The sequence below is a fragment of the Gordonia sp. (in: high G+C Gram-positive bacteria) genome (genome assembly GCF_012515855.1).
Taxonomy (GTDB): domain Bacteria; phylum Actinomycetota; class Actinomycetes; order Mycobacteriales; family Mycobacteriaceae; genus Gordonia.
On the sequence record NZ_JAAYXO010000046.1, the window covers coordinates 1 to 6,024 of the forward strand.

General features: G+C 66.1%; 5 protein-coding genes. 3 read left to right on the forward strand and 2 right to left on the reverse strand.

Annotated features, from left to right (window positions below):
- Window positions 1–2,137 (forward strand): protein kinase family protein (locus GX543_RS03040; RefSeq protein WP_290849700.1); only part of this gene is annotated, 2,137 nt, incomplete at its 5' end.
- Window positions 2,138–2,149: 12 nt separating this feature from the next.
- Here the strand turns inward: GX543_RS03040 and GX543_RS03045 are convergent.
- A complete protein-coding gene (locus GX543_RS03045) occupies window positions 2,150–3,064 on the reverse strand; it encodes a sterol desaturase family protein (RefSeq protein WP_290849702.1) in 915 nt (304 codons plus the stop codon).
- A 121-nt stretch (window positions 3,065–3,185) separates the two neighbouring features.
- Between GX543_RS03045 and GX543_RS03050 the strand changes: the two genes are divergently transcribed.
- On the forward strand, window positions 3,186–3,875 hold the full coding sequence (locus GX543_RS03050; RefSeq protein WP_290849704.1) for a TetR/AcrR family transcriptional regulator: 690 nt from the start codon (window positions 3,186–3,188) through the stop codon (window positions 3,873–3,875).
- 39 nt (window positions 3,876–3,914) lie between these two features.
- On the opposite strand, the gene GX543_RS03055 is transcribed toward GX543_RS03050, so the two are convergent.
- Window positions 3,915–4,229, reverse strand: coding sequence for a hypothetical protein (locus GX543_RS03055; protein ID WP_290849706.1), 315 nt, complete (start codon window positions 4,227–4,229; stop codon window positions 3,915–3,917).
- 465 nt (window positions 4,230–4,694) lie between these two features.
- Here GX543_RS03055 and GX543_RS03060 point away from each other — a divergent pair, with 465 nt between their 5' ends.
- A complete protein-coding gene (locus tag GX543_RS03060; protein WP_290849707.1) occupies window positions 4,695–6,011 on the forward strand; it encodes an ISL3 family transposase in 1,317 nt (438 codons plus the stop codon).
- Window positions 6,012–6,024 lie beyond the last annotated feature (13 nt).

The following is a 6,024-nucleotide window of genomic DNA, read 5'->3' on the forward strand; positions in this document are numbered from 1 at the left end:
CGCCGTCTGGCTGGTGGCCGACCTCACCGGGCTGGCCAATATGTCGACGCAGGCGGGCAAGATCGGCTCGGTGGTCTACCTCGCGTTCACCGCGATCGTCGTCCTCGGTGTCACCTACCTGCTGCTCACCGCGCTCAAGATCCCCGAGATGGTGACCATCAGCAACACCGTGCTGCGGCTGCTGGGACGCTTCATCCCGTCGCTCGCTCCAGCACCGGAACCCGATGCCGAAGACCGCGATTCGCACACGATGACCGTCCAGTTCCCGCGGATCAACGCCGACGATTCTGTCCCGTACTCTGGTCAGGTAGACGTCAGACGCCGGTTCGACCGGGGCACGGCGACGTGGCAGGAGTACTCGGTTCTGTCGGGCGGCGCCATCGGCGAGACGATGGTGATTCCGGTGGTCGCCGGACCGCGTTTCCAGCCCCGACCGCAAGCAGGTCAACACCAGTCACGTGCACCCCAAGCACGCGTACCCCGACGAGGAGTTCCGCCGATGGGCCAGGAGGGCAACGACACCGGGCGACCCCCGGGTGGTCACGGCGTTGCTCCGTCGGGTCCGTCGGACGAGACCACCCGCGTGATGGGACCGCCGCGCGGCCCGCGCCTGGTACCGGGCGCCGCCATCTCGGGCGGGCGCTATCGCCTGCTTTCCAAGGAGGGCGGCACCCGCGGCCTCGAGTTCTGGCGTGCCAAGGACACCGGACTCGACCGCGAAGTCGGCCTCACCTTCGTCGACCCCGAGCAGAAGGCCCCACCCATCCGGCCCGGCAACCGCGACGTCACCGAGGGGCCGCTGGCCATCCTCGATCGCACCCGTCGTCTCGGGCAGTTGCACTCGGCAGGCGTGGCACGCGTGCTCGACGTGGTGCGCAGCGCTTCCGGCGGCGTCATCGTCACCGAATGGGTCAACGGCTCGTCGCTCAAGGAGGTCGCGGCCACCGCGCCCTCCGCCATGGGTGCCGCCCGTGCGGTCCGCGCGCTCGCCGCGGGCGCCGAAGCCGCGCACCGGACCGGCGCGACGCTGTCGATCGATCATCCCGACCGGATTCGCGTCAGCACCGACGGCGACGCCGTGCTCGCGTTCCCCGCGGTGATGCCGGGCGACGACCGCACCGGCGACGTCCGCGGCCTCGGCGCGGTGCTCTACGCCCTGCTACTGAACCGCTGGCCGCTCGACGCCGCCACCGGCACCTCGATGGTCACCGGCGGCGAGCCGATCGGCGGCATCGCCCCGGCACAGCCCGATCCGACCCATCCCGAGCGGCCGATCCAGCCGCGCATCGTCAAGCCGGACACCCCGTTCGAGATCTCCGCCGTCGCCTCCCGCGCGTTGGAGGGCGACCGCGGAATCCGCACCGCGGCCACCGTGCAACACATCCTGGACCAGGCGACCGTCGTCGACCTGCAGACCGACCTGCTGCCTCGCGTGGAGACCAGGCAGGCTCCGGTGTCCGTCGCACCGCTGTCGCGCACCCGCAAGGAACGGCTGATGGGCGAGGGCGAGGCGGGCAAGCGCAACACCGCCCTGCTCGCCGGTGCCGGATTGTTCGTGCTGTTCTTGATCATCGCGGTGGTCGTCGCGCTGACCAATGTGTTCGGCGGCGGCGACAGCGGCGAGTCCGACATCGATTCGATCCTGCCCGGCTCGTCCAGCAGCGCGCCTCAGTCCCCGGGAGGGGAGCCGACAGGCGCGCCGGTGAGCCTGCAGGCCGTCTCGCTGCTCGACATCTCCGGTGAGCCGGCCGACTCGTCACCCAACCTGCCGAACCTGATCTCCGGGGCGAGCCCGCCGTGGCGCACCGACGCCTACCGGGGCGATCCGCAGTTCGGCGGACTCAAGACCGGTATGGGCCTGCTGTTCACCGTCGGCGACGGTGCCGCGGTCAACTCGGTGACCATCGAGACGTCGACCCCCGGCTTCCAGGTCCAGCTGCGGACGTCGCAGGAGAAGTCGCCGCAGAGCCTCGCCGCCACGACGCAGGTCGGCCAGGGAACGGTCGACGCGAAGTCGACCACGCTGAAGATCGACAGCGCGGCCGCCGCGCCCTACTTCATCGTGTGGCTCACGTCCCTGCCCGTCGGCCCGAACGGCGACTACCAGGCAGTGATCTCCAAGGTCAGCGCGTCCTGAGGGCGTAGACCACTAGGACGCGGCGTCGACCGGCGCGGTGGTCGTCGGGGAGGTGGTCGTATCAGGCGCCCATCCGGGCGGACCGAAGATGTAGCCGAGCTTGGCCCGCAACGTCGGCGCATGCCGCACATCGCGGCCCATGGTGACGTACTCGTGGGTCTGCAAGGTCCAGATGTTGTAGGTCTCGACCGGCTTGGTGAGTCCGTAATGGGGTCGGAAGGTCTCCTGCTTGAACGTGCCGAAGAGGCGATCCCAGAGGATGAAGACGCCGCCGTAATTGCGGTCGAGGTACTCCGCGTCCCGTCCGTGATGCACCCGATGGTGGGACGGGGTGTTCATCACGAACTCGAAGGGCTTCCACATGGTGCCGATCCGCTCGGTATGGACCCAGAACTGGTACAGCAGGTTCATCGAGTACACGCCGAAGACCACGGCCGGCGGCACGCCGAGCAGGGGGAGAGGCAGCCACATGATGATGCCCGCGGTGCCGTTCCACTTCTGCCGCAGGGCGGTCGCGAAGTTGTAGTACTCGCTGGAATGGTGGGCCTGATGCGTCGCCCACACCACGCGTACCCGGTGCGAGATCCGGTGCGAGAAGTAGAACAGCAGGTCAAGTGCCACGAATGCGATCACCCACGTGTACCAGGCGTTCGCAGGCAACTGCCACGGCGCGACGTAGGTGAACAGCGCCACGTACGCGAAGAGCGCGATGAACTGCCAGAAGGCCGAGGTCCCGATCGAGACGACGCCCATCAGCAGCGAGGCTCGCGAATCCTTGAAGTCGTAGGCGCCCTTGGCGGGGCGGTCGTCGCCGTCCTCGCGCTCCAGCTTCCACGCAGCGAACACCTCGAGGCCGAGCATGAGCACGAAGAACGGAATCGCGACAATCGTCGGATCCCGCATCGCTGCCGGCAGGAAATCAAACACCGCTCATCGCCCTCTCTGCAGACCCCGTTTCGCGCCCGCCGCCATTAACTGACATATTACTGAGTCAGATAACGAATGCCACTACAAATGTCTGTTTTGGGACAACGTAGGGTTAGTGTCAATGACTATGCGGAGTGGGCGTACATACGGGGGCGTTACCGCGGCTGAGCGGCAGACGCTCAGGCGAAAACTGCTGGTGAAGGCCGGTTTAGAGCTGTTCGGCACCGAGGGCTTCCTCAATGCGTCGGTCAAGAAGATCTGCGACGAAGCGGGCCTCACGCAACGCTATTTCTACGAGTCCTTTCCGGACCGCGTCGCACTGCTCGCTGCCGTCTACGAGTACTGCGTGGAAGAAGCACGGAACGACGCGATCATCGGCGCCGCCGAGGTCCTCGAGCGCGCAGGCGTCGCGGGTCCGGAGATTCCGCCGACCGTGATCCCCGAGCTCGCGAAGGAAGCCCTCGGCGGATTCATCAAGAACGTCGTCGACGATCCTCGACGCGCACGCATCATCTTCATCGAGGTGGTCGGCGTCGCTCCGGAGATCGAGAAGCTCCGCCTTCGCGCCATCCACGACTGGGCCGATCTGATCGGCGGCTTCGCCGGCAGCGGGAAGCCGATGACCCAGGCGCAGAAGCTGGGCTCCATCGGGCTGGTCGGTGCCCTCACCCAGTTGCTCGTCGACTGGCAGATGGCCCAGACCGATCCCGTCAGCGACGATCTCGGGCCCGCCTTCTTCCAAATGGACGCCATCCACGAGGTGGTCACCGAGATGTTCGTCGCGACCTACGAGCGCATCTTCCGGCCATAGCGCTGTTTGCTCGGCACCCGGGCCTAGGCTCGGCGAGAGTCAGCGCTTGAGGCGTGCACCGATCTGCTTCGTCGCATCGTCTAGGTCGGTGATCACGAACAGCCACTCCGAGCCGTCGCCGAGAGTCACGCACAGGCGTTCCCGCTTGCCGCCGGAGAAGAACTTCCCGGTGCCCGGAGCCGCGCCGACCGCCGCGACGAAGGTGAGAGCGACGGAGAAGCGCGCGCCAGCCGTTCGCTCGGACTTCGGCTCGAACACCACGTGCGTCTTCGTCAGCTGCAACTGACCCGGAACGGCCAGCTTTCCCATCGATCGGGCAGCGGTCCACGTCGCCAGCGGCTTGTCGTCGGTCATGGGGTCAAGGGTAGTGGGGCGGTCGGGAACCGCTTCACCAAGCCGGTCCGCAGTCGGTTCGGGATGCTCTTGAAGACCTGCGTCGGTGCCACGAGATTACGAGAATGGGCTCGTTCTCGGCTAAGCAAGTATGGAAGCGGCGTCACCGATTAGTACGGGGGACGCTTCGATTCTTCAAATAGGTCGTGTAACGCCGGTCGACTCGGCAGTCGAATCTGAGCCGCCACGTGTGAGAATCTTCGGCGGGCACGTCCGCGAAGTTGGCCGTCCAGGCGTCCAGCCAGATTCGCAGCTCCCGAACGATGGAATCACCGAAGCCGAAGTTGCTCGGCCCCAATTGGGCTCTTCGGATTTGAGAGTGCATCGGTGAGGTTCGGGAGAGCTCCGGGTGACCACAACATGTAGGCGGGCCCTGGGGTGTGAGAATGAAAGTTCCTACACCTACAAGCTCACCCACCAGGACCCATGCACCAGACTACTTCTGCCGTCGCCGACACCATCTGCCGAACCACCGAACTCGGTGTCACCATCACCGACGCGGCCGTCGACGCCCAGGACCGAACCCGCATCTTCTGCGAGGTCCTCGATCCTGATCCACGGTGCCCGAACTGCGAAATTGCAGGTCAGGCACGCGATAAGGCCGATCGGATCCTGACCGACACTCCGGCGGCTGGGCATCCGGTACTACTGCATGTGGCCGTTCCGCGGTTCGTGTGCCACACGGCGGACTGCCCGAGGACGATCTTTCGCGCGAACATCGAGCACATCGCGGCGCCGCGAGCGGTGATCACCTCGCGCACCACGCGGTGGATTCTGCAGCACATCGTCGAGGACAAGATGAGCGTGGCCGCCGTCGCCAGAAACTTGGGCGTGGCCTGGAAGATCGTCAACCGCGCCGCCGCCGAGGCGGCCCGAACGCTGGTGTATGCCAGCCCCTCCCACCTGGGTGGAGTCCGGCACCTGGGCGTCGACGAACACAAGTGGAAGCATGTGCGCGGGCACGGGGAGTCAAGCTGGGTAACCGTCCTGATCGACTTGACCCCGGTCATCGACGGCACCGGGCCGGCCCGGCTGATCGACATGATTCCGGGCCGTTCCAAATCGGTCCTCAAAACGTGGATGAACGACCGTGACCAGGCCTTTCGAGATCGCGTCAAGGTGGTGGCGATGGATGGGTTCACCGGCTACAAGACTGCCACCGCCGAAGAACTCCCGACCGCCCGGATCGTGATGGACCCGTTCCACGTCGTGCAACTGGCCGGGGAAAAGCTCGATCGGTGCCGAACCCGGATTCAGCAGGCCACCTGCGGGCACCGTGGCCGCAAAGGCGATCCTCTGTACAAGATCCGGCGGATCCTGCACACCCGCACCGATCTGCTCACCGACAAGCAGAAGGCCCTACTGTTCACCTCGTTGACCAGCCACGATGGTCACGTCGCCGTCGAGATCGTCCACCAGGTCTACCTGCAGATCATCGCCGCCTACGAGCATCGGCAACGCCGCGAGGGCAAGAAGCTGATGTGGAGGGTCATCAAACGCATCCAGAAGGGCCTACCGCCTGGGCTTGAGGAGCTCGCGCAACTGGGCCGCACCCTATGGAACCGGCGCAAGGAGATCCTGGCGTACTTCGACGTCGGCGTCTCCAACGGTCCGGTCGAAGCGATCAACGGGCGGCTCGAGCATCTCCGTGGGATCGCCCAAGGCTTCCGCAACCTCGACCACTACATCTTGCGGTCGCTACTGCACTCCGGTCAGCTCGCCGACCGGATCAACGCACTCTGAGATACGAAGAGCC

What these genes read in the sequence shown, in the direction of transcription:
- GX543_RS03050 (WP_290849704.1), top strand. Translation starts at nt 3,186, where the DNA reads ATGACTATGCGGAGTGGGCGTACATACGGGGGCGTTACCGCGGCTGAG.
- GX543_RS03055 (WP_290849706.1), bottom strand. Translation starts at nt 4,229, where the DNA reads ATGACCGACGACAAGCCGCTGGCGACGTGGACCGCTGCCCGATCGATG.
- GX543_RS03060 (WP_290849707.1), top strand. Translation starts at nt 4,695, where the DNA reads ATGCACCAGACTACTTCTGCCGTCGCCGACACCATCTGCCGAACCACC.